Here is a 21,769-nt window from a genome sequence, read left to right as displayed (position 1 = left end):
GTGGGAAATACGGACACCAGAAGGGATGTTCCTGCTTTGTTGCGCCCGCGCCTCTCCTGTCAGGGCGGCGCGCCTCCTGTGGATAAGTAAGTGAATTTCTGTCTTGCGCCGTACACGATTCAGCGCCGGCCGGCGGGCGGGCTGTTCGGCGCCGGCTGCGCGGCGCTGTTCGTATCGGGGTTGGACGGGGTCAGGCCGAGCGTCGCCAGCGGCTCCTCCGGCGGCGACTGCGCCGGCGCCGCGGGCTGCGTGGCAGCGCCCGGCCCCGCCGGCGTCACTGCGTTCGCGATCGGCGATTCCTCGTGCGTGCGGCCGGTGAAGACCGCGGCGAGAAGCACGGCGAGAAAGACCGAGGCCAGACCGGTGAGCCCGATCCGCACCCGCTGATTGCCAGCTTTTTGCCGCGCACTGTCCACTGGCGGGCAAGGTAATGCAAAGACTGACGTTTGTCGAACGGCGGCGCCGGTTGGTCGAATTCAGGCGTCCGAAAACGACAGACTGCCACAATTTTCGATCTTGACGCCATTTGCTGCGCCCGCGAAGGATCATGGTATGCGCAACACACCTTACCTCGCCGCAGCGGCCAGCGCGGCTCTCCTCGCACTCGCCGGATGCAATAACGACCCGGTCCAGATCAACACGGTCGAACGCGACACCAACGCGCCGACCACCCAGCTCAATGCGACCGATCTGCCGCCGTCCATCACGGCCAACAAGATCTATCGCTGCTCGGACAACAGCCTCTTCTACGTCACCTTCTACAGCGACAATTCCGCCATGCTCCGCCGGGGCAGCAGCAGCGCGGAAGGCACCCGGCTCGAGGGCGCCGCCGGCGGTCCGTTCACTGCCGAAGGCCAGTCGGTCAGCGGCAGCGGCGACAACGTCACCATCAACGGCAAGTCCTGCCACACCTAGACCCGGCGTCACGCCGAATTTGAAAGGCCGGTCCGGACCCCCTTGGGCCGGCCTTTTCATTGCGGGTCTGCTCCCGGGCCCTGCCCGCCTAGCCTTCCCAGCGGGCGTAGACGAAGGCCTCGGCCTCGGTCCGCAGCAGGGTCTGGCCCTGCGGCAGGGGATGCGGTGCCGGGCGGTGCTGGATGGATTCGATCAGCAGGCGCTCCATGAACCCGTCATAGGGCACCTCGATCCGCTCGCCGGGGCGCGGCAGCGCCACGAAACTATATTGCCCCCAGAGCTTGTTGTCCTCGGGATCCGGCGCCCCGTTGACCACGATATGCGCTACGATCACGCTGTCCTCCCCTGGACGTGGGCGCGGCACAGTGAAGCGTTCTTTCTAACGAACGATTTCGTATCCGTATCCATTGCTCCGCGCAAATCGCGGGCGTCGGCTGGGGATTTCCTTCCGCCGTCGTAACCTGCGCCTCCGCACCGCTCAGACGAGCGCCCCGGCGGCAGCGCGCCTCGCTTTATCGTTACAGCAGGAACCAGCCGACCCGCCCTGCCTTCTGCTTGCCGGAAAGCGTCGCGGCCTTTGCTGCCGGGCGCAACGTTCAGGGAAAGGAAGAGTCATGCGTAAGAACAGTCTGCGCCGCCCGGTCCTGGCGGCTTTCGGGGGCATGCTCATGTTGACCGGCTCGGCGATGACCGCCGCGGCCTTCGCGGGACCGGATGTCCAGGCCACGCTCAGCGGCAGCAACATGCCGGGCGGCGGCGACCGCGACGGCTGGGGCCGGCTCCGCGCCGAGTTCGAAACCGCCACAAACCGTCTCTGCGCCGATCTCGAGGTCCGCTCGCTCGCCGACGTGACCAGTGCCCAGATCTATCGCGGCCGCGATGGCCAGGCCGGCGAGCCGGTCGCGCGGCTGGAGCGGCCGGACGACGATGACAGCTATGACTGCAAGCAGATCGGCGAGGATCTCGCGCGGGAGATCCAGTCCAACCCGAGCGCCTTCTTCGTGATGGTCGCGACCAGCGAATATCCGAACGGCGCGATCCGCGGGCAGCTCGGCCCCGCAAGCTAGATCTGTTCCGGACTAGGCGGACCATGGCGGGCTCGCTAACAGCCCGCCATGACCGAATCTCCGATCACGCCGGAGGTCGTGGCACAGCACGGCCTCAGCCCCGAGGAATATGAGCGCGTCCTTCACGCCCTCGGCCGCGAGCCCAATCTCACCGAGCTCGGCATCTTCTCGGTCATGTGGTCGGAGCATTGCTCCTACAAGAGTTCGCGCATCCACCTGAAGAAGCTCCCCACCAGGGCGCCCTGGGTGATCCAGGGGCCGGGCGAGAATGCCGGCGTGATCGACATTGGCGAGGCGCCGGACGGCACCGCTCTGGCCTGCATCTTCAAGATGGAGAGCCACAACCATCCCTCCTATATCGAGCCCTATCAGGGCGCGGCGACGGGGGTCGGTGGCATCCTGCGCGACGTCTTCACCATGGGCGCGCGCCCGGTCGCGAACCTCAACGCCCTGCGCTTCGGCCGGCCCGACCATCCGAAGATGCGCCACCTGATCGCCGGCGTGGTTGCGGGGATCGGCGGCTACGGCAATTGCGTCGGCGTGCCCACGGTCGGCGGCGAGGTCAATTTCCACCCCTCCTATGACGGCAACATCCTGGTCAATGCGATGACCGTCGGCGTCGCCGAGACCGAGAAGATCTTCTATTCGGCCGCGTCCGGCGTCGGCAATCCGATCGTCTATGTCGGCTCGAAGACCGGCCGCGACGGCATTCACGGCGCGACCATGGCCAGCGCCGATTTCTCCGAGGACAGCGAGGAGAAGCGCCCCACCGTCCAGGTGGGCGATCCCTTCACCGAGAAATTGCTGATCGAGGCCTGCCTCGAGCTGATGGCCTCGGACGCGATCGTCGCCATCCAGGACATGGGCGCCGCCGGCCTCACCTCCTCCTCGGTCGAGATGGCCTCGAAGGGCGGGGTCGGCATCGAGCTCGACATGAACAATGTCCCCTGCCGCGAGACCGGCATGACGCCCTATGAGATGATGCTCTCCGAGAGCCAGGAGCGCATGCTCATGGTGCTCGAGCCCGGCCGCGAGGCCGAGGCCGAGGCGATCTTCCGCAAGTGGGAGCTGGACTTCGCGGTGATCGGCCGGGTCACCGATACCGGCCATATGGTCCTCACCTGGAACGGCGAGATCGCCGCCGACATCCCGCTCGCCCCGCTCGCCGACGAGGCGCCGCTCTACGACCGCCCCCATCTCTCGCGCGAGGAATATAAGGCCTGGGCCCAGGTGAAGCCGCTCGGCGAGCTGCCGCCGAGCCCCGACATCGCCGCGGACCTGCTGACGCTGATGGCCTCGCCCGACCTCGCCAGCCGCCGCTGGATCTACGAGCAATATGACCAGAAGGTCGGCGGCGACACCGTCCAGCCCCCGGGCGGCGACGCCGCCCTTGTCCGCGTCCACGGCACCGACAAGGCGCTCGCCATCACCACCGACTGCACGCCGCGTTACTGCTATGCCGACCCCTATGAGGGCGGCAAGCAGGCGATCGCCGAGGCGTATCGCAACCTCAGCGCCGTCGGGGCGACCCCGCTCGCGGTCACCAATTGCCTCAACTTCGCCAATCCGCAGCGCCCCGAGATCATGGCGCAGATCGTCCACTGCCTCGAGGGGATGAGCGAGGCCTGCCGCGCGCTCGACTTCCCGATCGTCTCGGGCAACGTCTCACTCTACAACGAGTCCAGGGCGACGGGTGGCGGCAGCGCCATCCTCCCCACGCCGGCAATCGGCGGCGTCGGCCTCATGGAGGACTGGCGCAAGGCCGCGAGCATCGGCTTCAAGGCAGCGGGCGAGGCGATCGTCCTGATCGGCGACGGGTCGACCCATCTCGGCCAGTCGCTCTGGCTGCGCGAGCTGCACGGCCGCGAGGACGGGCCGCCGCCGGCCGTCGACCTGGCCGCCGAGCGCGCCGCCGGCGAACTGATCCGCAGGCTGATCGCCGACGGCCTCGTCACCGCGGCCCACGACGTCGCCGACGGCGGGCTCGCCGTCGCCGTCGCCGAGATGGCGCTGGCCGGCGGGCTCGGCGCCGAGCTCGACGAGATGGCGGATGCGGGCCTGACGGGGCGCTGGTTCAACGAGGGCCAGGGCCGCTATGTCGTCACGACCGCCGATCTCCCCCGGCTGCAGGTCGCCATTGGCGAGGCCGTCGGGCATCGCCGGATCGGCACGACCGGCATGGTCAATCTGCAGACCGGCGAGCAGATCATCGCTTGGCGGATGAGCGCCCCCGGCAACCACGCCGTGGAGGTCGGCTGCGACGTCTCGCTCGCCGATCTGCGCGCCGCGCATGAGGGCTTCTTCCCGAGGCTGATGGGTGGTAGCAAGGCGGCATAGCCCCGGGCTCGGGCCGTCCTTGAAGGAGACCGCCTCATGGCCCGTTCGCTCGCCCGTCCGATCGTCACCGCGACCCTGATCGCCGGCACGCTCGACATCCTCGCCGCAATCACCCTGACCCTGCTCTACGGGCGCGACCCGATGAACATGCTGCGCTATGTCGGCTCGGGCCCCTTCCCCGGCGCGACCGGCATGGGGACGGCCGGCTCGGTGCTTGGTCTCGCTGTCCATTTCGCCCTGATGGCGATCATGGTCACCATCTTCGTCGTCGCCGCGGCGAGGCTTCGCGCGCTCTGGCAGAAGCCGATCCTCTGGGGCGTCCTCTACGGCGTCGCGACCTATGTGGCGATGAACTGGATCGTCGTCCCCCTGCGCTTCCACACCCCGCTGCCGCCCTCGGCCATGGCGATCGCGACCCAGCTCTTCTGCCACATCGTCCTGGTCGGCATCCCCATCGCGCTCGTCACCGCCAGGCATTTCCGGAGCCGCAGCGCCTTCGCCTGACAGGCTGCTGTTTTTGTTGCGCCTTCCCGGGGTTACGGTAGATTTACCGTAACGGGGAGGGATGAGGATGGCGCTTTCCGGCTATTCCGGCACGCCGCTGGCGAGCAAGCTGTCGCTGAAGAACGGCATGCGCACCTGGTGGGACGAGATGCCGGGCAGCGTCCGCGCCGAGATCGAGCGCTCGCGCGTCGCCCTCACCCATTTGCTCTGGCCCGAACCGCCGATCGACGCCGCCCATATCTTCGTGACGGAGCGCGCCGACATGGAGGCGGACCTGAAGCGCCTCCTCCCCCATCTCGCGCCAGCCGGCTTCATCTGGGTGTCCTGGCCGAAAAGGGCCTCGCGCATGCCCACCGACATCACCGAGGACGTGATCCGCGAGGTCGCCCTTCCGATGGGCCTGGTCGACACAAAGGTCTGCGCGGTGGACGAGATCTGGTCGGGCCTCAAGCTCGTCATCCGCAAGGAGCTGCGCGGGACGGGACCGGGAGTGAGCTCGACCTAGCCTCTCTCGTCAATCCATTTCGCTGGAATGACGAAGGCTGGGCATCCGCAAATCGCTATTGCGAACGTGTCGCATTATCGACTATATCGATCTCCATGATCGTTTGCGTCTGTAACGCGATTCGGGAAGGCGACGTGCGGGCCGCGGCGCGCAATGGCGCCTCGTGCCCGACCAGCGCCTACCGGGCCCGCGGCTGCAAGCCGCGCTGCGGCCAATGCTTCTCATTCGCACGCGAGATCATCGCCCAGGAGCGCGGCGCCGCCTGAGACTGAGACTCAGTCTCACTCCAAAATTCCGCAGTTTTCCGCCATTTTTCGGTGCCTTTTCGCGCGTCCGTGCGTTATGATGCGCCGGGTGAACGACGACGCGGAGGCCGTGCCATGAAGGGCGACGAACAGGTAATCCAGCTGCTCAACGAGACGCTGAAGAACGAGCTCACCGCGATCAACCAATATTGGCTGCACTATCGCATGCTCGACAATTGGGGCGTGAAGCGGCTCGCCGACTATGAGCGGCACGAGTCCATCGACGAGATGAAGCATGCCGACACGCTCGCCGAGCGCATCCTGTTCCTTGAGGGGCTGCCCAATTTCCAGATGCTCGGACGCCTGCGCATCGGCGAGAATGTCGAGGAGATCCTGCGCGCCGACCTCGACCTCGAATATGAGGCCCGCGAGCAGCTGCGCGGCGCCATCGCCCATTGCGAGACGGTGCGGGACTATGTCAGCCGCGAGGTCTTCGAGCGCATCCTCGAGAGCGAGGAGGAGCATATCGACTTCCTCGAGACGCAGTTCGAGATGATCGGGCGGATGGGCCTGCAGAACTACATCCAGCTGCAGTCGAAGCCCGCGGAAGAATAGGAAGGGTCGCCGTCCTCAAAAGCCGGCGCGGACCAGGCCCTCGTGCCGGCGCGCGCGGCGGTCGGCGTCCATATTCTCGTCGATCCGGCCCAGCCGCAGGAAGGCGGGCGCGGGCGTAAGGCCCGGCTCGGGCACGGCGATGGGCTCGGGCCCGGGCGCCGGCGCTTCGACCGGGGTCGGACCGCAGAGGCGCGGGATGGTCTGGCCGGCGGCGACCGCGTCCCAGCGCCGCGCCAGCACGAGCGCCGGCGCGCCCGCGAAGGTGATCCCCATGATCAGCCATTCATACATGCCGGCGTTCATAGCCGCTCGCTTGTGACGGCGGAATGGCAATTGATCCTGAACGGACATGGTTTATCCTTCGCTGACCATCCGGGAGGGGACCCGATGACCGATCCCGCCATGCCCGCAGGCCCCGCCGCGCCCGGCGCCGCTGCCGCTTCGCCCTCGCGCATCGCCACGCTCGACATCGTCCGCGGCGTCGCGGTGATGGGCATCCTGGCGATGAACATCGTCGCCTTCGCCATGCCGGGCGCCGCCTATGTGAACCCGGCCGCCTACGGGACGGAAAGCGCCGCGGACCTCGGCTCCTGGGTGTTCAGCTTCATCCTGATCGACGGCAAGATGCGGGGTCTGTTCTCTTTCCTGTTCGGAGCCTCGATGTTGCTGGTCATCGACCGTGCGGAAGCCTCCGGCGCGTCGCCGGCCTGGGTCCATTACAGCCGGATGTTCTGGCTCCTCGTCTTCGGCCTGATCCACTTCTTCTTCATCTGGTATGGCGACATTCTCGCGCTCTACGCGCCGATCGGAATGTTGGCCTTCTTCTTCCGCCGCATGGAGGCGACCAAGCTCATCATCCTCGGCCTCATCCTGCTTGTCGCCCAGCTCGCCCTCACCGCTTTTTTCGCCTTCGCCGTCACCATGACCGAGACGCTGGCGCTCGCGCCCAATGCCAGTCCCGAGGCGGTCGAGGCCTGGGCGAACATGCAGAAGGGGCTCGGCCTCTATACGCCGCAGCAATTGCAGGAGGTGCTCGACCTGTATCGCGGCTCCTGGGGGCACATCGTCCACCACCAGCTGACCAAGGAGTGGATGTTGCCGCTGAACAGCATCTGGCAATTCGGCTGGGAGACGCTCGCCTACATGCTGTTCGGCATGGCCGCGCTGAGATCGGGCTTTCTCACCGGCGCATGGGAGAGAAAACGCTACCTGAAGGTCGCCGCGATCGGCTTCGGCGTCGGCATCCCGCTCTATGCGGCGCTGGCCTGGTGGCTCATTCATCAGAACTTCTCGATTTTCTGGCTCGTCGTGGGTTGGCTGACCGCCACCGTGCCCATTCGCCCCTTCATGATCCTCGCGATCGCCGCCGCGATCATCCTCCTGACCCGCCGGAGCGGCTGGCTGACGCAACGCATCGCCGCGGCGGGACGGGCCGCCTTCACCAACTATCTCGGCACCTCGATCCTGATGACCACGATCTTCTACGGCTACGGCCTCGGCCTGTTCGGCCATCTCACCCGCATCCAGCTCTGGCTGCCGGTAATCGGCGCCTGGGTGATCATGCTGCTCTGGTCGAAGCCCTGGCTCGACCGCTATCGCTATGGGCCGTTCGAATGGCTGTGGCGCTCGCTCGCGCGCCTCAGCTTCCAGCCGATGCGGAAGAACTAGGTCCCGTTCGGCCCCTGGGGCGGGGGCCGGCGGTGGACGACGAGGCCATCGATCGGCGCGGCGGGGATGATGGTGATCCGCTCGAATTCGTCGTCCAGGGCGGCCAGGCGGCGGCCGTCCTGGGTGAAGTTCCGGCCCCGCCAGCCGCTGGTCCGGTCGCCGTCATAGCGGGTGCAGACGATCTGCCCTTCGGCCGCGAGCAGCCCGAGCCGGAAGAACAGGGGGATGGTGTCGTCGTCCGGCCCCGCCGCCCGGCCCGGCCGCTCGTAGAGCGTCGCATTGGCGATGCCGGAAATGCAGTCGACGCCGCCCCTTCGCTCGCTCCCCGCCCGGACGGCCATGACGTAGCGGTCCGACAGGGGATCGAACTGGATGACCGGATTCTCGACCCGGGCGGAGGAATCGCCATAGGTGTCGACGACGCGCCAGTCGGCCGGCACGATGCTGGCCAGCGGCCGGTCGACGAGGATCGCGACGGCGTCGCCGCCGGTCCCGTGGATCCGGTAATAGAAACGGTCCACGCCGGCTTCGCGCAGCACCGCGTCGGGGTCGGCCCCGCCCCGGTTCCAGCCGGGCACGGCGTCGCCGGGCGTGAACAATTGGTCACGCATCCGCGCGACCGCCTCCTGCATCTGCTCCAAAGTCAGGAAGCCCGTAACCTCCTGCGCCGGCGCCGGGGCGGCAGCGGAGGCGAGCAGGGCGGCGGCGATCAGGGCAAAGGTCTTACGCATCGGCACGAACTCCCGCGCCCATCTAGGCCCTGGGCCGCGGACGAGGCAATCCCGTTCGCAGGCGTTTCAGAGCCGGCCGAATTCCTGGTTGGACGGGCCGCGGCCGAAGGTCTGGCGGCGGACCGCGAGCGGGTTGGTCTCGGCTTCCAGCGCCTCGACCGTGCGCTGGTAGAGCGGGCGCAACTCGGCGACCTGCGGCAGGACATGATCGGGGAAGAAGCCGCCTTCGACCGCGCTGCGGCCGGCAATCTCGATCTCCTCGGCCAGCGCGGCGACCGGCTCCGCGCCGAACTGGCGCGCCTCGGCCTTCAGCGTGTGGGCGGGCAGGATGAGGCCGGTGGAATCCTGGCGGCGCATCGCCTCCTCGATCCGGCTGACCGCCTTTTCGCCATCCTCGCGGAAATAGCCGAGGATGCGGACGAAGCTCGCTCCCAGCTGCGTGCGCATGCGCGAAAATGTCGTCCAGTCGACGAGCTCGTCCACCGCCTGTTCCTCTCAGCGTTCCGGTACGGCAATTCTACCCGCGAGCCGTAAACAGGATGTTGACGCTGGCCCGGCCGAAACACCGTAGCTGCACAGTGAAAAGCGGGTGTCGCCAAAGAACTCGGCTAGTTGTTCGACCGCTCGCCGAAAGGATTGCGCGAGGCCCGGACCTGCAGGCGGACCGGCACGGCGCCGAAGCCGAGCTCGCGGCGGATGCCGTTGACCAGATAGCGCAGATAGGAATCCGGCAGCATGTCGGTGCGCGTGCCGAACAGCACGAAGCTCGGCGGGCGCGTGTTCACCTGGGTGATGTAGCGCAGCTTTATGCGCTTGCCGCCGGGGGCGGGCGGCGGGTTCTTCTCCACGGCATCCTCGAACCAGCGGTTGAGCTGCCCGGTCGACACCCGTTTCGACCAGACCTCCCGCACCTCGAAGGCGGCGCCGAGCAGCTGGTCGATGCCCTTGCCGGTCTTGCCCGAGACGGTGAGCAGGGGCACGCCGCGCGCCTGGCTCAACCCCTCCTCCAGCGCCGCCTTGATGCCGTTGAACAGCGACGAGGGATTTTCGGCAACGTCCCATTTATTCACCGCGATGACCAGCGCGCGGCCTTCCTGCAGGACATTGTCCGCGATCCTGAGATCCTGCGCCTCGAGCCCGCGCGTGCCGTCGAGCAGCAGCACGACGACCTCGGCGAAATCCACCGCGCGGCGGGCATCGGCGACCGAGAGCTTCTCCAGCTTGTCCTCGACCTTCGCCTTCTTGCGCATGCCGGCCGTGTCGATCAGGCGCACCGCCCGCCGCGCGCCGTCCGGCGTCTGCCAGTCCCAGTCGATGGCGATGGAATCGCGGGTGATCCCGGCCTCGGGCCCGGTGATCAGCCTATCCTCGGCGAGGATGCGGTTGATCAGGGTGGACTTACCGGCATTGGGCCGGCCGACGATGGCGAGCTTGAGCGGGCCCTCGCCCGCCTCCTCCTCGTCCTCCTCCTGATCCTCGCGCTCGATATGCGGGCGGAGATGCTCGAACAGGTCGACCGTGCCCTCGCCATGCTCGGCGCTCATCGCGATCGCCTCGCCGAAGCCCAGCGACCAGGCTTCCAGGATGCCCGCCTCGCCCGCCTTGCCCTCGGCCTTGTTCGCGGCGAGGACGACGGGCGTGCTTTCGCCGCGCAGCCAGCGGGCGATCTCCTCGTCGAGCGGCGTCACGCCGGCGCGCGCATCGATCAGGAACAGGGCCGCATCCGCCTCGCGGACGGCCGCCTCGGTCTGCGCACGCATCCGTCCCGGCAGGGTCTCGGGATCCTCGTCCTCATAGCCGGCCGTGTCGATCACCCGAAAGTCGAGCCCGAGCAAAGTCGCCTCGCCTTCCCGCCGGTCCCGGGTCACGCCCGGCCGGTCGTCGACGAGCGCCAGCTTCTTGCCAACCAGCCGGTTGAACAGGGTGGATTTGCCGACGTTCGGACGGCCGACGATCGCGACGGTGGGCAGCTTGGCCATAAGGCCCGCTGCCCTGCCGGTTCAGCTCCGTTGGGTCAACCTATCTCCAGGCCGTCAGCCTGCCCTCATTGTCGAGGACGAGGAGGGTGTTGTTGGAGACGATCGGCGGGAGCGACATCGGCCGGCCGTGCCGCCACGTCGTCTGGATGCTGCCGTCGACCGGCGAGGCGAGGATGATGTCGCCGTTCGATCCGGTCAGGATGAGCCGGTTGCCCGCGAGGATCGGACCGCGCCAGTAGATCGGTCCCTCGCGGTCCTCGGCATCGCGGAAGCGCGGCAGCTGGGAGATCCAGCGGATCCGCCCCGACGAACGGGCTACCGCGAGCAGCTGCGCCCGGTCGGTCACCACGAAGATCCAGTCGCCCGCCACCCAGGGCGTCGACAGGCCGCCGATATTGACCTCCCAGGCGCGCTGCCCGGTGATCAGTTCGACCGCGACCATGCGGCCGCCCTGGCCGATCGCGAAGACGCGGCCATTGTCGATCACCGGATCGGCGTCGATGTCGGACAGCTGCCCGACCTGGGTGGAGATGCCGGTGCGCGCGAGCGCGTCCTGCCAGACGACTTGGCCGTTCTCGTAGCGATAGGCGGTGAGCTCGCCCGAGGCGAAGCCCGCGACCAGGGTCGACTGGGCGAAGGCCGGGGCGGCGCTGCCGAACACGCCGGCCAGCTCGAACGAGCCGTTGCCGGTCCAGCGATTCTCGCCATTCTGCGCGTTCAGCGCGAACAGCTGGCTGTCCTGACTCAGCGCATAGACGGTGTCGTTGGCGACGGTCGGGGCGCCGCGCAGCGGGCCGCCCGGCTTCACCATCCAGATCCGGTTGCCCGTCGCCGCATCGAGCGCGGCGACGTCGCCGGCGCCGTTGGTCGCGTAGATCCGGCCGCCGTCAAAGGTCACGCCGCCGCCGAACAAGGCCTCGGGCGGGCTGTTCTCGCCGCGCACCTGATGCGTCCAGATTTCCTGGCCGTTCTCGATGTTGAAGGCGCGCACGCGGGCGAGCGTGTCGATCGTGTAGACGCGGCCGTCGGCGACGACGGGCTCGGCGACCAGGCGGGTGCGGAAGCTGTTGCCGTTGCCGATCGAGACGCTCCACACCTGCCGCGGCGCGTCGCCAAGCGCGACATGGCCCATCGACTTCGCGGCATTGCCGCCGGACTGCGCCCAATCCGTATTGGCGACGGCTGCCGGCACGGTGACCGGGATCGCCGCGAGCAGGGGATCGGCCTCGACCGTGCCCTCGCTGCCGAGGACGGGGATGCGCTGGCCGACGGTCGGCGTGGTCGGACGGCGGCCGCGCCCGAAGACGCCGCACCCGGCGAGCAGGCTGAGACAGACCAGGGCGGCTACAATACGCTTCATCGGGCTTTTTCCCTCGTTGCGGGAGCTTGGGCATTGGCCGCGGCGGGAGCGGCGGATGCCGCGGGCGCCTGGGCATTTGCGGCGGGTGCCGCGGAGGCCGGACGGGCCGGCGCAGTGGAACGGGGCGCATCGGGCGCGGGATCGAAGCCGAGCGAGCCGGCCATCATCGCGGCGCGCTCGCGCAGCGAGGCGGCTGCCTTCTGGTCCTGCGCGATCCGGACGAACACCGGGCCGGCAAGATCGGGCCGGTTCATCTTGAGATGCGCGGCGCCGACCATCTCGCCGGCGGCGCCGGCCCAGGCGCCGTTGCCGGTGGCGACCGGGGTGAGGCGGCGGATAACTTCCTGCGGCGGCAGCGTGTCGAATTCGAGCTGGGAGCGGCGGATCAGGGCGGCGTCGCGATAGACCTGGTCAAGGCTCTGGTCGTCGCCGATCGCGCGCAGCGTTGCGACCGCTGCCTGGACGTTGCCGCTCCGCGCCTGGCCGGTGGCGCGGGCGAACAAAGCGGCGGCGCGATAGCCTTCGATGCCGTTCTCGGCGAGCGCATTGATCTGCGGCTGCGCGGCGGCGATGGCCTGGTTGTCCCCGCCGATCTGGCCCATGACCGCGATCAGATTCTCGCCGGCATTCTCGCGGGCGGCCGCCTGCCGGCTCGACCACCAGAGCCAGCCGCCGACCGCAGCGAGGATCAGCACCGCCGCGGCGGCGATCCACCGGCCGTAGCGCGTGAAAAAGGTGGTGAGCTGCTCCCTGCGCAGCTCCTCATCCACCTCTTTCAGGAAAGTCTCACCGTCGTTCGGCTTGAGCGCCAACTTAAAGTCTCCGATTCGGGGAGCCTGCACAAAGGCCAGGGCCGCCCATCCACACACCTCTCCGGCCCGCAGCGCTAACGCGCGGGCGCGTGCCCCGCCAACTCCTTAGCCATGGTGCGGTGGAAACGGAATACTACTTCTTCCCCCGATAGATCTGCTCGTCCGTGGGGAAGGCACGGCTCTTCACGTCCGCGGCATAGCCCGCCGCCGCGGCGCTGATCTCGGAGGCGATGTCCCCGAACCGTTTCACGAAGCGCGGCGTCCGCTCGAACAGCCCCATCATGTCCTCGGTGACGAGGATCTGGCCGTCGCAGGAGGCGGAAGCGCCGATGCCGATGGTCGGGCAGGCCACCGCCTTCGTCGCCTCGGCGGCGATCTCCTCCATCACCCCCTCGATGACGATCGCGAAGCTGCCCGCCTCGGCGACGGCGCGCGCATCGGCGATCACCTTGGCCGCCTCGGCCTCGTCGCGGCCGCGCGCCCGGTAGCCGCCGAGCGCGTTCACCGCCTGCGGCGTCAGGCCGACATGGCCGATCACCGGGATGCCGCGCTTCGACAGGAAGGCGATCGTCCCGGCCATCGCCTCGCCGCCCTCCAGCTTCACCGCCGCCGCCCCCGTTTCCTTCAGCACGCGGGCGGCGCTGCGAAAGGCCTGCTCCGGGCTCTCCTCATAGGAGCCGAACGGCATGTCGACCGCGACCAGCGCATGCCAGGAGCCGCGCACCACCGCCGCGCCATGCGCGCACATCATCTCCAGGCTGACCGGAATGGTCGAGGGCAGGCCGTAGATCACCTGCCCAAGGGAATCGCCGACCAGCAGCAGGTCGCAATGCGGATCGAGCAGTTGCGCCATCCGCATCGTGTAGGCGGTGAGCGCCACGATCGGCTCGCCGCCCTTGCGGGCGAGGATGGCGGGCGCGGTGAGGCGTTTGCCCGGCGCGGGCGTCGGCGTCGCCCGGCTGGTCGCGGTGTCGATCGTGTAGGTGGACATAAGCAGGGTCTAGCCGATTGTTGCGGCGCATCAAAGCGTGGCGGCCTTCATCTCCCGGACGAACCCGGTCACATCCTCGCCCCGGGCCACGCGCCCGACGATCGCCGAACCGGAGATCGCCCCCGCCGCGCCCGCCGCCAGCGCCGCGCGGACCTGATCGGGCTGCGAGATTCCGAACCCGAAAACCGGCGGCGGCGCGCCGGCAGCACGAAGCACGCCGAGCATGACGTCATGGTCGAACCGCGCTTCCCGGTCCGTTCCCGTCACGCCCGCCCGGGCGACGCAATAGGTATAGCCGCCGCCGAGCCGCGCAATCTCGCGCAGCCGCTGCGGCGGCGTGTTGGCCGCGGCGATCAGCACCGGCGCGACGCCATGCGCCCGCGCCGCCGCCGCATAGGGCCCGGCCTCCAGCACCGGCACGTCGGCGACGAGCACGCTGTCGACGCCCGCCTCGGCCGCCCGCGCGTAGAAATCGTCGAGTCCCCGCGCGAGCACGAGATTGGCATAGGTCAGGATACCCACCGGCACCGCCGGATGGCGCGCGCGGAACGCCTTGAGCAAGGCGAAGCAGTGGGCCGGCGTCGCCCCGTTCGTCAGCGCCCGCACCGCCGCCGCCTGGATGACCGGCCCGTCCGCGATCGGGTCGGAGAAGGGGATGCCGACCTCGATCATGTCCGCACCGCCCGCGACCAGCCGGTCGAGGATCGCCGCGCAGGTCTCGAGATCCGGATCGCCCAGCATCACGAACGCGCCGAACACGCCGCCATTGCCGGCCCGCCGGAACATGGCCTGGTAGCGGCTCATTCGGGCAGCGCCAGCAGGCGCCGGGCCTGCTCCATGTCCTTGTCGCCGCGGCCGGACAGGCCGACGAGGATCACCGCCGCCCCCTCCTCCGCCAGCGTCAGCGCCTGCGCCACGGCATGGGCGGATTCGAAGGCGCAGACGATCCCCTCATGCCGCGCCAGCAAGGCGAAGGCGGCGAGCGCCTCGGCGTCGGTCGCGCCGACATAGGAGGCCCGGCCGCTGTCCTGGAGAAAGGCATGCTCCGGCCCGACCGCCGGATAATCGAGCCCGGCCGAGATCGACCAGCTTTCCGAAATTTGCCCGTCCGCATCCTGCAATATATAGGTCCCGGCGCCATGCAGCACGCCTGGCCGGCCGCGCTGCAGGGTCGCGCCATGCTCGGGTCCGTCCAGCCCCTTCCCCGCCGCCTCGACCCCGACCAGCCGCACCCCTTCGTCCGGCACGAAGTCGCTGAACAGGCCGATCGCGTTGGAGCCGCCGCCGACGCAGGCCACGACCGCGTCCGGCAGCCGGCCTTCCTCGGCCAGGATCTGCGCCCGCGCCTCGCGGCCGATGACGCGCTGGAAGTCGCGCACCATCAGCGGAAAGGGGTGCGGGCCCGCCACCGTGCCGAGCAGATAATGGGTGTCCGCGAAGCTCGCCGTCCAGTCGCGCAGCGCCTCGTTGATCGCGTCCTTCAGCCCCTGTCCGCCCGCCGTCACCGGCACCACCTCGGCGCCCATCAGCCGCATGCGGAAGACGTTGAGCTGCTGCCGCGCGACGTCGTGCGCGCCCATGTAGATGCGCGTCTCCAGCCCGAAGAGCGCGCCGGCGAGCGCGGTGGCGACGCCATGCTGCCCCGCCCCGGTCTCCGCGATCAGCCGGGTCTTGCCCATCCGCTGCGCCAGCAGGGCCTGGGCCAGCACCTGGTTGGTCTTGTGCGCGCCGCCATGGAGCAGGTCCTCGCGCTTCAGATAAATGCGCGCCTTGCCCGCCCCGAGGTTGCGGCACCGCGTCAGCGGCGTCGGCCGCCCCGCATATTTGGTCAGCAAGTCCTCGAGCTCGACATGGAAGGCCGGGTCCTGCTGCGCTTCGAGAAAGGCCGCCTCGAGCTGCTCCAGCGCGGGGACGAGGATCTCGGGCACATAGGCCCCGCCATAAGCGCCGAAGCGGCCGCTCAGGCGCATGCCCGCGCCTCCGGCCGCAGCGCCTCGAAGAAGGCGGCGAGCCTGGCCGGGTCCTTGCGCCCGGGTGCGGCCTCGACGCCGGAGCAGAGGTCGAGCGCCCAGGCGCCGACCCGGGCGGCGGCGCGCGCATTGCCGGGGTTGAGCCCGCCGGCGAGCAGGGCCTCGCCAAGCTCGGGCCGGTCCCTGATCCGGTCCCAGTCGAAGACCCGGCCGGTGCCGCCCGTCCGCCCGTCCACCTGCGTATCGAAGAGCGTGCGGTCGGCGCCCGGGCGCGCGGCAGCCAGCTCTCGGCCGACCGCGCGCGTCGCCCAGATCTCCGTCTCTTCCGGCAGCAGCAGCGAGCGCAGCGCATGGAGATAGGCCGCGTCCTCCTCGCCATGGAGCTGGACCGCCGCGAGCCCGAGCGCGCGGGCGGAGACGGCGACTTCCGGCAGCCGCGCATTGCGGAAGACGCCGACGAGCGGCGCCCCGCCGATCCCCGCCATCGCCTCGCGGGTCACGGCGCGCGGCGTGCCGGGCACCATGACCAGGCCGAGGAAGCTCGCCCCGGCCGCGACCGCAGCGTCGGCATCCGCCTGGCTGGTGATCCCGCAGATCTTCACGCGGCCAAAGGCCAGCGCCCGCGCCGCCTCGGCCGGCCGTTCGGCCCGCATCAGCGCGGTGCCGACCAGGAAGGCGTCCGCATAAGGCGCGAGCCGTTCGACGTCCGCACGCGCGGCGATGCCGGATTCGGCGACGAGAATCCGGTCTCCCGGCACGAGGTGCGAGAGCCGCCCGGTCGTCGCGAGATCGACCTCCAGCGTCCTCAGGTCGCGATTGTTGATTCCGATCAGCGGCGCGCCCAGCGCCACCGCGCGGCGGACCTCCGTCTCGTCATGCGCCTCGACCAGCACCTCCATGCCGAGCGTGTCGGCCGCGGCCAGCACCGCCCGCGCCTCCGCGTCGTCGAGCACCGAGAGCATGGCCAGCACCGCATCCGCGCCAAAGGCCCGCGCTTCCGCCACCTGGCGGGGATCGACGACGAAGTCCTTGGCGAGGATCGGTCCGTCATACACTGCACGGACCGCTGCCAGATCCTCCAGCGACCCGCCGAAAAATGGTCCGTCGGTGAGCACGCTGATCGCGTCCGCGACCCCGCGATAGGCACGCGCCAGTTCGGCCGGATCGGCGCCCGGGCGGATCGCCCCCGCCGATGGCGAGGCCTTCTTCACCTCCATGACGAAGCGTGCGCCCGGCCGCGCCAAAGCCGCGCGCAGGCTCCGCCGCGTCGGCTCGGCCGCAGGCACGCCGCCGCCGAGCCGGGCCGCGACGTCCCGCCGCTTGCGGGCGACGATCTCGGCGAGAAGGCCGCCCGCTTCAGCCATTGCTGATCTCGATCAGGCCCTGGAGCACCGCCAGCGGCCGGCCCGACCCCAGCGTCGCCTGCGCCAGCTGCACGCCCTCTTTCAGATCCTCGGCCAGGCCTGCGGTCATCAGCAGCGCGCCGGCATTGAGCGCGACCGCGTTGCGCTCGGCGCGGGTGCCATAGCCGAGCAGCAAAGCCTTCAGCCGCTCCGCATTCTCCTCTGGCCCGCCGCCGCGGATCGCGGCCAGGGGCGCGCGCTCGAGCCCCACCTGCTCGGGTGCGAAGGTCGTCCGCTCGATGCTGCCGTCGGTCAGCCGCACCGCCTCGGTCTCGGTATGGAGCGCGATCTCGTCGAGCCCGCCGCCATGGACGATCGTCGCCCGCCGGACGCCGAGCGCGGCGAGCACCGCCGCCACCGGCTCCAGCAGCCGCGGCTCGGCGACGCCCAGCAGCTGCACCTGCGGCTCGGCCGGGTTCACGCAGGGGCCGAGGATGTTCATGATCGTCCGCACCTTCAGCGCGCGGCGGACCGGCCCGGCATGCTTCAGCCCTGGATGATAGGCCGGCGCGAACAGGAAGCAGAGGCCGGTTTCGTCCAGCGCCCGCCGCGAGACCTCCGGGCTCACGTCCAGCTTCACGCCGAGATGCTCGAGCACGTCCGCCGACCCGCAGCGCGAGGTGACCGAGCGGTTGCCATGCTTGGCGACCGGCAGCCCGGCCGCCGCCGCGACGAAGGCCACTGCGGTGGAGAGGTTGATCGTCCCCGAGCCGTCGCCGCCGGTGCCGCAGCTGTCGGCGAAGAGGTAATCGGGCCGGTCGAAGTCGCGGTCGGCGGCGCGGAGCGCGCGGGCGGCGCCGATCAGCTCGGCCTCGGTCTCCCCCTTGATCCGGAGCGCGACGAGCATGGCGGCGATCATCGGATCGTCCAGCCTGCCCTCGACGAGGGCGGTGAACAGGCCCTCGGCTTCCGCTTCGGAAAGCGAGGCGCCGAGATAGAGGCGCTCGAGCGTCGCCTCGATCGGCTCGGCTGTGTCGCGGAGGGGTTCGGCCGCCGCCAGATTGGTCATGTACATGTCGGTGATCCTGCGATGGTGAAGCAAAGAAAAAGCCCGCCGGGTTGCGGCGGGCTTGCGGGTCTTTGGGGTCGGACTAGAGGGTCTTCACCATCGATGCAGGCGCGCCGGGACGGGGCTCGGGGCCCACCACCGCCACGCATGCACGGCGGCCGCCGCCGGAGAGGCGGTCTGGGTGCCGGTGCGGATCATGGTCTCGGTCATCGCGCCTTTAGCATCCCGATTCGGCCCGTCCGCGTCAACCGCCAAGTAACAGCGTGGTGGAACAAAGCGGGCGGACCGTGCTCCGGCGAACGCCGGAGCGTTGCGGATACAATGCCACGCCCTGCGCGCTGCATCCACCGCCCCGGCCTTCGCCGGAGCACCATCATTTCACGATCGTCAGGCCGGCCTTGCCCGTCCGCCGGGTGACGGCGGTGGTCACGTCGTCGCCGGCGCGGGACAGCGTCAGGTCCAGTCGCGATTCTGCCACCCGGAGGTCGCTGAGCACGATGTCGTCGAGGAAGGCCGGCAGCGCCGGATTGTTCAGCCGCACGCTGCCGGTTTCGTGATCGAGATCGAGCCCCGTCGCCGCGGCGACCAGAGCGAAGGGCGCCGCCGCCGCCCAGGCCTGCGGTGAGCAGGCGACCGGATAGTTGGTCGGCCCGCGCTTGCGGCGCCGCGAGAAGCCGCAAAACAATTCCGGCAGCCGGCGGAACTCGTCGTAGAGCGCCGCCTCGGCCAGCCCGCGGAAGATGGTGAGTACCGCGTCGCGATGGCCGTAGCGCGCGAGCCCCATCGCGATCAGGGCATTGTCGTGCGGCCAGACCGAGCCGTTATGATAGGACATCGGATTGTAGCAGGGCTCGCCCGCCGCGATCGTGCGGACGCCCCAGCCCGAGAAAAAGCGCCGGCCGGTGAACAGGCGCGCCAGCTGCGCCGCCCGCTCCGGACTGGCGATGCCGGCGAACAAGGCATGGCCGGCATTGGAGGAGAGCACGCGGCAGGGCTGCTTGCGGCCGTCCAGCGCCAGCGCGTAGCAGCCGATTTCGTCGAGCCAGAAGCGGTCCTCGAAACGCTGTCGCAGCGCCTCCGCCTCCCGCGCATAGCCGCCCGCATCCTCGCCGAGCGCCCGCGCCATGGCGGCGGCGGCCTGCTTCGCCGCGAACACATAGGCCTGCACCTCGCACAAGGCGATCGGCCCTTCCGCCGGCGAGCCGTCGGCGTGGAAGATGGAATCGAAGCTGTCCTTCCACCCCTGGTTCTGGAGCCCCTTTTCCGTCATCCGCGCATATTCGACGAAGCCGTCCCCATCCGGATCGCCGGCGCCGTCGATCCAGGCCAGGGCCGCCTTCACGTTCGGCCAGATCGCCCGGATCGTCTCGAGGTCGCCCGAGCGCCGAAGGTACATCCCCGCCAGCATGACGAAGAGCGGCGTCGCGTCGACCGAGCCGTAATAGAGGCGGAACGGCACCTCCTTCAGCCGCGCCATCTCGCCGCCGCGCGTCTCGTGCAGGATTTTGCCCGGCTGGGCGTCGGCGGCCTCGTCCGTCTCGGTCGCCTGCAGGGCGGCGAGCGTGGTCAGCACGCCCTTGGCGATGTCCGGCGCCGCCCAGAGCAGCTCCATTGCGGTGATGATGCCGTCACGGCCGAAGATCGTGCTGTACCAGGGGATGCCCGCATAGGGGTACAGGCCCCACTCGGTCTCGGTCAGCAGCATGTCGATGTCGGAGGCGGCGCGGTCGATCACCGTGTTGAACAATTCGTTCGCGCTGGTGATGCCGGCCCGGCCGTGCAGGCGGTGCTTTCGTGCGGCCCTGACCTTGCGATAGGCGCTTAGCAGATGTGGCGCCTCGACCCCGCTATCGTCGATCGCGCAGACGGTCTTGATGACAATATTGAACCGCTCGACGCTATCGAGATCCATCGCCCAGCGCGCATATTCCTCGGTGAGGGTTTCCGGTGCCGGATCGAAATGAAGTGTTGTCGTCCGCTCGACCGCATCAAGGCCATGATAGGCAAAGCGCACCGTGCGCCCATCGACCGCCAAGGCTTCGAGCCGCCCCCGCCGCGGCCGGCGGTCGCCGCGTACTTCGAACAGGTCCGCGAAATCCGCCGCAAATGACAGGTGGAGAAGGATCGGCTGCCCCACCGTGCCGAAACTGCGCACGCTTATCCGCTCGTAACAGGCGGTGTCGCAGAGGAACTTTACCCGGCTCGCATGAATGGCGTCGCGCTGCAGCCAGACCCGGCCGTCCGCGTCGTGGAGGTCAGCATTTGCGAGGTCCACGACCATCGCGCCATTGTCGTCGAGCAGGACCGAGCTGAGCAGCAGCGGGTCCATGCCGCCGAGCCTCAGGCGAAGGCCCGAGAGGAACCGCGTGTCCTGATAATAGAGGCCGTCCGGCGCGTCTTTGGCGCCCGCGCAGTCGCCCTGCTTGTCGAACACCCCGAACAGGTCGTCATGCTTGAGCGTCCGGAGCGTCCGGTCGACGAGCGACTTGGTCGCCTCGATATGATAGCTTTCGGGCGCGGCGGCGGGCTCCTGCCGGGGCCAGTCCTCGCCATGCGCGATCTCGTTCATTCAGTGGCGTTCCCGGCCGGCGACGACCATGGTCTTTCCGAACAGGGCCGTCCGCTCGGTGCCGGTCAACTCCTCGTAGAGCCGGAGATAGTCCTGCGCCATGCGCCGAGCGGTGAAGCGGGCCTCGAACGCGGCGCGGACGCCGGCGCGCGGAATCCGGGCCGCGGCCTCCACCGCGGCCACCGCCTCCTCGACGCTGTCGACGATGAAGCCGGAGCGGCCATGCTCGATCACCTCGGCGGTCGAGCCGCAGGGCCAGGCGATCACCGGCGTGCCCGCCGCCATCGCCTCGATCATCACCAGGCCGAACGGCTCCGGCCAGTCGATCGGGAAGAGCAGGGCGCGCGCGCCGCCGAGGAAGGCGCGCTTCTCGGCATCGCCGATCTCGCCGACGAACTCGATTAGCGGATCGTGGAGCAAGGGCTCGATATGCTCCTCGAAATAGGCGCGATCGGCATGGTCCACCTTCGCCGCGATTTTCAGCTTCAGGCCGGCGCGTTTGGCGATCGCAATAGCCCGGTCGGGACGCTTCTCCGGGGAGATCCGGCCGAGGAAGGCGAGATAGTCGCCGCCTTGCGGGTCGAACGGGATCAGGTCCCGCGGCAGGCCGTGATGCACGGTGCCCGCGAAATTGCCCTCCGGCAGCGGGCGGCGCTGGTCGTCCGAGATGGAGACCAGCTTCATCTCCGGGAAGGCGCGATAGGCGGGCCGGAAATCGGGCAGGTCCTGCCGGCCGTGCAGGGTGGTGAGGCACTTGTCGGCGAGATGGCGGAAGACCGGGAAGTGCAGGAAGTCGACGTGGAAATGGAGCACATCATAGCGCCCGGCATCACGTCGCACCTGCTCCAGCATGGCGATCAGACTGGCGACATGGTCGTTGATCCCGGCGAGCCGCAGCCCCTGCTCCGCGCAGGGGACGAGCCGCGCCGACGTCTCGGAATCCGCGCTGGCATAGAGGGTCACGTCATGGCCGAGCCCGACCAGGGCCTCGGTCAGCCACCAGATGACCCGTTCGGTCCCGCCATAGAGTTTGGGGGGCACCGCCTCCGCGAGCGGCGCGATCTGGGCAATACGCAAGGCTACATCTCC

At 69.3% G+C, this 21,769-nt stretch carries 23 protein-coding genes; 8 read left to right on the top strand and 15 right to left on the bottom strand.

Features of this window, described 5'->3' with window-relative positions:
• Nucleotides 1-119: 119 nt before the first annotated feature.
• Nucleotides 120-380, bottom strand: coding sequence for a hypothetical protein (locus VEC11_RS02630; RefSeq protein WP_464128856.1), 261 nt, complete (start codon nucleotides 378-380; stop codon nucleotides 120-122).
• A 172-nt stretch (nucleotides 381-552) separates the two neighbouring features.
• Here VEC11_RS02630 and VEC11_RS02625 point away from each other — a divergent pair, with 172 nt between their 5' ends.
• Nucleotides 553-915, top strand: a complete 363-nt coding sequence (locus VEC11_RS02625; protein WP_464128855.1) for a hypothetical protein — start codon at nucleotides 553-555, stop codon at nucleotides 913-915.
• Between the two features lie 88 nt (nucleotides 916-1,003).
• Here the strand turns inward: VEC11_RS02625 and VEC11_RS02620 are convergent, their stop codons facing one another.
• Nucleotides 1,004-1,249 (bottom strand): hypothetical protein, encoded by a 246-nt coding sequence (locus VEC11_RS02620; RefSeq protein ID WP_464128854.1) that lies wholly within the window; start codon nucleotides 1,247-1,249, stop codon nucleotides 1,004-1,006.
• 280 nt (nucleotides 1,250-1,529) lie between these two features.
• Between VEC11_RS02620 and VEC11_RS02615 the strand changes: the two genes are divergently transcribed.
• The 6 genes from VEC11_RS02615 to bfr all read left to right on the top strand — a co-directional run bounded on the left by VEC11_RS02615 (nucleotide 1,530) and on the right by bfr (nucleotide 6,188).
• Nucleotides 1,530-1,982, top strand: a complete 453-nt coding sequence (locus VEC11_RS02615) for a CHRD domain-containing protein (protein ID WP_464128853.1) — start codon at nucleotides 1,530-1,532, stop codon at nucleotides 1,980-1,982.
• 48 nt (nucleotides 1,983-2,030) lie between these two features.
• Nucleotides 2,031-4,319, top strand: coding sequence for a phosphoribosylformylglycinamidine synthase subunit PurL (gene purL / locus VEC11_RS02610; RefSeq protein WP_464128851.1), 2,289 nt, complete (start codon nucleotides 2,031-2,033; stop codon nucleotides 4,317-4,319).
• 36 nt (nucleotides 4,320-4,355) lie between these two features.
• A complete protein-coding gene (locus tag VEC11_RS02605; protein ID WP_464128849.1) occupies nucleotides 4,356-4,823 on the top strand; it encodes a hypothetical protein in 468 nt (155 codons plus the stop codon).
• A gap of 61 nt (nucleotides 4,824-4,884) precedes the next feature.
• The gene (locus tag VEC11_RS02600; protein WP_464128848.1) at nucleotides 4,885-5,328 is read left to right on the top strand and encodes a hypothetical protein; all 444 of its coding nucleotides are present in this window, start codon (nucleotides 4,885-4,887) and stop codon (nucleotides 5,326-5,328) included.
• A gap of 95 nt (nucleotides 5,329-5,423) precedes the next feature.
• Complete coding sequence (locus VEC11_RS02595) at nucleotides 5,424-5,594, top strand: (2Fe-2S)-binding protein (protein ID WP_464128847.1); 171 nt, start codon at nucleotides 5,424-5,426, stop codon at nucleotides 5,592-5,594.
• Between the two features lie 114 nt (nucleotides 5,595-5,708).
• The gene (bfr, locus tag VEC11_RS02590) at nucleotides 5,709-6,188 is read left to right on the top strand and encodes a bacterioferritin (RefSeq protein ID WP_464128846.1); all 480 of its coding nucleotides are present in this window, start codon (nucleotides 5,709-5,711) and stop codon (nucleotides 6,186-6,188) included.
• A gap of 15 nt (nucleotides 6,189-6,203) precedes the next feature.
• Here bfr and VEC11_RS02585 read toward each other — a convergent pair whose 3' ends face one another.
• The gene (locus VEC11_RS02585; RefSeq protein ID WP_464128845.1) at nucleotides 6,204-6,479 is read right to left on the bottom strand and encodes a hypothetical protein; all 276 of its coding nucleotides are present in this window, start codon (nucleotides 6,477-6,479) and stop codon (nucleotides 6,204-6,206) included.
• A gap of 96 nt (nucleotides 6,480-6,575) precedes the next feature.
• On the opposite strand from VEC11_RS02585, the gene VEC11_RS02580 reads away from it, so the two are divergent.
• The gene (locus VEC11_RS02580) at nucleotides 6,576-7,856 is read left to right on the top strand and encodes a DUF418 domain-containing protein (RefSeq protein ID WP_464128843.1); all 1,281 of its coding nucleotides are present in this window, start codon (nucleotides 6,576-6,578) and stop codon (nucleotides 7,854-7,856) included.
• Here the strand turns inward: VEC11_RS02580 and VEC11_RS02575 are convergent.
• From VEC11_RS02575 to VEC11_RS02520, 12 genes are all read right to left on the bottom strand, one after another.
• Nucleotides 7,853-8,587 carry a hypothetical protein gene (locus VEC11_RS02575; RefSeq protein WP_464128841.1) on the bottom strand — a complete coding sequence of 245 codons (735 nt, stop codon included), beginning with the start codon at nucleotides 8,585-8,587 and terminating at the stop codon, nucleotides 7,853-7,855. The two genes, VEC11_RS02580 and VEC11_RS02575, sit on opposite strands and share 4 nt — an antisense overlap.
• Nucleotides 8,588-8,653: 66 nt before the next feature.
• The gene (locus VEC11_RS02570) at nucleotides 8,654-9,070 is read right to left on the bottom strand and encodes an Hpt domain-containing protein (protein WP_464128839.1); all 417 of its coding nucleotides are present in this window, start codon (nucleotides 9,068-9,070) and stop codon (nucleotides 8,654-8,656) included.
• A gap of 125 nt (nucleotides 9,071-9,195) precedes the next feature.
• Entirely contained in the window at nucleotides 9,196-10,566 is a 1,371-nt protein-coding gene (der, locus tag VEC11_RS02565) for a ribosome biogenesis GTPase Der (RefSeq protein WP_464128838.1), read from the bottom strand.
• Nucleotides 10,567-10,606: 40 nt separating this feature from the next.
• Nucleotides 10,607-11,926, bottom strand: coding sequence for an outer membrane protein assembly factor BamB family protein (locus VEC11_RS02560; protein WP_464128836.1), 1,320 nt, complete (start codon nucleotides 11,924-11,926; stop codon nucleotides 10,607-10,609).
• Entirely contained in the window at nucleotides 11,923-12,738 is an 816-nt protein-coding gene (locus tag VEC11_RS02555) for a tetratricopeptide repeat protein (protein ID WP_464128835.1), read from the bottom strand. The genes VEC11_RS02560 and VEC11_RS02555 overlap by 4 nt, the downstream gene beginning before the upstream one ends.
• A 133-nt stretch (nucleotides 12,739-12,871) precedes the next feature.
• Nucleotides 12,872-13,729, bottom strand: coding sequence for a 3-methyl-2-oxobutanoate hydroxymethyltransferase (gene panB, locus VEC11_RS02550; RefSeq protein WP_464128833.1), 858 nt, complete (start codon nucleotides 13,727-13,729; stop codon nucleotides 12,872-12,874).
• Nucleotides 13,730-13,759: 30 nt separating this feature from the next.
• Nucleotides 13,760-14,533 (bottom strand): tryptophan synthase subunit alpha, encoded by a 774-nt coding sequence (gene trpA / locus VEC11_RS02545; protein ID WP_464128831.1) that lies wholly within the window; start codon nucleotides 14,531-14,533, stop codon nucleotides 13,760-13,762.
• Nucleotides 14,530-15,699 carry a tryptophan synthase subunit beta gene (trpB, locus tag VEC11_RS02540; RefSeq protein WP_464128830.1) on the bottom strand — a complete coding sequence of 390 codons (1,170 nt, stop codon included), beginning with the start codon at nucleotides 15,697-15,699 and terminating at the stop codon, nucleotides 14,530-14,532. Before trpB ends, trpA begins: the two co-directional genes overlap by 4 nt.
• On the bottom strand, nucleotides 15,690-17,063 hold the full coding sequence (gene trpCF / locus VEC11_RS02535; RefSeq protein ID WP_464128828.1) for a bifunctional indole-3-glycerol-phosphate synthase TrpC/phosphoribosylanthranilate isomerase TrpF: 1,374 nt from the start codon (nucleotides 17,061-17,063) through the stop codon (nucleotides 15,690-15,692). Before trpCF ends, trpB begins: the two co-directional genes overlap by 10 nt.
• On the bottom strand, nucleotides 17,056-18,117 hold the full coding sequence (gene trpD / locus VEC11_RS02530) for an anthranilate phosphoribosyltransferase (RefSeq protein ID WP_464128827.1): 1,062 nt from the start codon (nucleotides 18,115-18,117) through the stop codon (nucleotides 17,056-17,058). Before trpD ends, trpCF begins: the two co-directional genes overlap by 8 nt.
• Nucleotides 18,118-18,484: 367 nt before the next feature.
• Entirely contained in the window at nucleotides 18,485-20,680 is a 2,196-nt protein-coding gene (locus VEC11_RS02525; RefSeq protein WP_464128825.1) for an amylo-alpha-1,6-glucosidase, read from the bottom strand.
• The gene (locus VEC11_RS02520; RefSeq protein ID WP_464128823.1) at nucleotides 20,681-21,757 is read right to left on the bottom strand and encodes a glycosyltransferase family 4 protein; all 1,077 of its coding nucleotides are present in this window, start codon (nucleotides 21,755-21,757) and stop codon (nucleotides 20,681-20,683) included.
• Nucleotides 21,758-21,769: the final 12 nt, after the last annotated feature.

It is taken from the genome of Allosphingosinicella sp., assembly GCF_035626655.1.
GTDB lineage: Bacteria > Pseudomonadota > Alphaproteobacteria > Sphingomonadales > Sphingomonadaceae > Allosphingosinicella.
This window is presented reverse-complemented; position numbering and strand designations above follow the sequence as displayed.

Excerpts from the sequence above, each read along its gene's own strand:
- der (WP_464128838.1), bottom strand. The coding sequence starts at position 10,566 with ATGGCCAAGCTGCCCACCGTCGCGATCGTCGGCCGTCCGAACGTCGGC.
- panB (WP_464128833.1), bottom strand. The coding sequence starts at position 13,729 with ATGTCCACCTACACGATCGACACCGCGACCAGCCGGGCGACGCCGACG.
- trpCF (WP_464128828.1), bottom strand. The coding sequence starts at position 17,063 with ATGGCTGAAGCGGGCGGCCTTCTCGCCGAGATCGTCGCCCGCAAGCGG.
- VEC11_RS02580 (WP_464128843.1), top strand. The coding sequence starts at position 6,576 with ATGACCGATCCCGCCATGCCCGCAGGCCCCGCCGCGCCCGGCGCCGCT.
- VEC11_RS02615 (WP_464128853.1), top strand. The coding sequence starts at position 1,530 with ATGCGTAAGAACAGTCTGCGCCGCCCGGTCCTGGCGGCTTTCGGGGGC.
- purL (WP_464128851.1), top strand. The coding sequence starts at position 2,031 with ATGACCGAATCTCCGATCACGCCGGAGGTCGTGGCACAGCACGGCCTC.
- VEC11_RS02560 (WP_464128836.1), bottom strand. The coding sequence starts at position 11,926 with ATGAAGCGTATTGTAGCCGCCCTGGTCTGTCTCAGCCTGCTCGCCGGG.
- trpD (WP_464128827.1), bottom strand. The coding sequence starts at position 18,117 with ATGTACATGACCAATCTGGCGGCGGCCGAACCCCTCCGCGACACAGCC.
- bfr (WP_464128846.1), top strand. The coding sequence starts at position 5,709 with ATGAAGGGCGACGAACAGGTAATCCAGCTGCTCAACGAGACGCTGAAG.
- VEC11_RS02575 (WP_464128841.1), bottom strand. The coding sequence starts at position 8,587 with ATGCGTAAGACCTTTGCCCTGATCGCCGCCGCCCTGCTCGCCTCCGCT.
- VEC11_RS02595 (WP_464128847.1), top strand. The coding sequence starts at position 5,424 with ATGATCGTTTGCGTCTGTAACGCGATTCGGGAAGGCGACGTGCGGGCC.
- VEC11_RS02625 (WP_464128855.1), top strand. The coding sequence starts at position 553 with ATGCGCAACACACCTTACCTCGCCGCAGCGGCCAGCGCGGCTCTCCTC.
- VEC11_RS02600 (WP_464128848.1), top strand. The coding sequence starts at position 4,885 with ATGAGGATGGCGCTTTCCGGCTATTCCGGCACGCCGCTGGCGAGCAAG.
- VEC11_RS02525 (WP_464128825.1), bottom strand. The coding sequence starts at position 20,680 with ATGAACGAGATCGCGCATGGCGAGGACTGGCCCCGGCAGGAGCCCGCC.
- VEC11_RS02585 (WP_464128845.1), bottom strand. The coding sequence starts at position 6,479 with ATGTATGAATGGCTGATCATGGGGATCACCTTCGCGGGCGCGCCGGCG.
- trpA (WP_464128831.1), bottom strand. The coding sequence starts at position 14,533 with ATGAGCCGCTACCAGGCCATGTTCCGGCGGGCCGGCAATGGCGGCGTG.
- VEC11_RS02605 (WP_464128849.1), top strand. The coding sequence starts at position 4,356 with ATGGCCCGTTCGCTCGCCCGTCCGATCGTCACCGCGACCCTGATCGCC.
- trpB (WP_464128830.1), bottom strand. The coding sequence starts at position 15,699 with ATGCGCCTGAGCGGCCGCTTCGGCGCTTATGGCGGGGCCTATGTGCCC.